Below are 1,910 nucleotides of genomic sequence, written 5' to 3'. Positions count from 1 at the left end.
GTATCCGCATGGAGCCCGCCCCCGCGACCGTCACGTCACGCCCCGGCCGGGGAGCGTGCACGATCGCGCCGTCGCCCACGTACATCCCCACGTGGCTGGCGTCCGCGTGGTAGATGATCAGGTCGCCGGGGCGCATGTTCTTGATGTCGACGTGCGGGAGCTGCTTCCACTGCTCCTGCGAGGTCCGCGGGATGCCCCTGCCGGCCGCCGCCCACGCCTTCGAGGTGAGCCCCGAGCAGTCGTACGAACCCGGGCCCTCGGCGCCCCATACGTACGGCTTGCCGATCTGGGCGGTGGCGAACTCGATGGCCTTCTTGCCCTGCGGCGTCGCCTTGGCGCCGATGTCCTTGAGGACGCCCGAACCGACCCAGGCCGACTGCTTCTTGGAGGCCGCGGCCTCCTCCAGCTTGCGCAGCCGCTCCCGCTCCTTCTTCTCCAGCCGCGACTCCAGCTTCTCGGCGGCCGCTATCTTCTTCTTGATCTTCTTCTTCGACGCGGCCTTCGCCTTGCGGTTGGCTTCCAGCTTCTTCCAGCGCGCGGTGGCGTCCTCCGCGTAGACCCGCAGGTCCTCCTGGGTCCTGGACAGCTCGGTCAGCATGCCCTTGGTGGCCTTCTGGCCCTGCCGCATGCGTCCGGCGCCGTCCAGGAACTGACCCGGGTCCTCGCTCAGCATGAGCTGGGCCTCGTCCGGTATGCCGCCGCCGCGGTACTGCGCGCGGGCCGCTGCGCCCGCCCGTGCCTTGAGCTTCTTCAGCTTGGCCTGGCCGTCGGCGATCTCCTTGGCCAGCTTCACGATCTGCTTGGACTGCTTGTCGGCCTTTTCCTCGGCCGCGTTGTACTCGTCCGTCGCTACGCCCGCGTCGTGATAGAGCTTCTCGATCTCCTTGCGGACCTGCTCCAGGGACTCGTCCGATCTGGGCGCCGTCGGAGTCGCCGGAGTCACCTGAGTCGTCGAGGCCACCGGGCCCGACGGAGTCGGCGGGTCGGTCGGTCTCGTCGGGGCCGAAGGGCTCGCATAAGCCGCTCCCGGCGCGGCCACCACTACCGCCGCCGCGCAGATCAGCGCCACGGTCGCCGCCGTCGAGCATCGCTTGCCGGTCACGCCCTGCCACCCCCAAGAACCTGATTTACCGTCAGTAACTTGCCGTCGCTTCCGGGATGGTGCCATGCCGGACGCCATTGCGACAGAGCACGACAGGAACTCCGATCTCCCCACCCGTCACATGTGACGAACGGCACGCGAACTTCGTTCCCCCCAGGTCACGGCGCGCCCATCACCCGGTCCGCGGCGCCAACGCGTCCCACGCCACCGTCAGTTCCCCCTGCCGCCACCGCGACGTCCCGTCGAGCACGGGCCAGTCGGCGCTCAGGCCGCGCGCCGTCCTGATCCAGCGCTGCCGCGCGCCGTAGGAGGCGTACGGGGCCGCCGCCGCCCAGGCGCGGTCGAAGTCCCGCAGGAACGCGTGGACCGGTTCGCCCGGCACGTTGCGGTGGATCAGCGCCTTCGGCAGCCGCTCGGCGAGGTCCGAGGGCCGGTCGAGGGAGCCGAGCCGGGCCGCGAAGGTCACCGAACGCGGGCCCTCGGTGCCGAGCGCGACCCAGACGTGCCGCCGCCCGATCTCGTCGCAGGTGCCCTCGACGAGCAGGCCGCCGGGTGCGAGGCGCGCGCGGAGCCGCTCCCAGACGGCGGCGACCTGGTCCTCGTCGTACTGGCGCAGCACGTTCGCGGCCCTGATCAGGGCCGGTCGGCCCGGCAGGGGCACCTCGAAGCCGCCGTGGCGGAACGTGAGGCCCTCGCGCTCGTACGGTTTCGCCGCCGCGACCCGGGCCGGTTCGATCTCGACGCCGACCACGCGCGCGCGGGGCGCTGCGGTACGCAGCCGCAGGAGCAGTTGCGCGACGGTCCAGGG

Annotated in this window: 2 protein-coding genes; both read right to left on the bottom strand. The window is 71.4% G+C overall.

The annotated features are described in order from the left end of the window. Nucleotides 1-1,102 (bottom strand): C40 family peptidase (locus tag AB8Z36_RS37920; RefSeq protein ID WP_369217920.1); only part of this gene is annotated, 1,102 nt, incomplete at its 3' end. A 172-nt stretch (nt 1,103-1,274) separates the two neighbouring features. Next, nucleotides 1,275-1,910 (bottom strand): class I SAM-dependent methyltransferase (locus AB8Z36_RS37915; RefSeq protein WP_369217919.1); only part of this gene is annotated, 636 nt, incomplete at its 5' end.

The sequence above is a fragment of the Streptomyces flavofungini genome (genome assembly GCF_041028215.1).
GTDB classification, from domain to species: domain Bacteria; phylum Actinomycetota; class Actinomycetes; order Streptomycetales; family Streptomycetaceae; genus Streptomyces; species Streptomyces flavofungini_B.
Note: the sequence above shows the minus strand (reverse complement) of the source record. Positions and strands in the feature narration are given on the sequence as shown.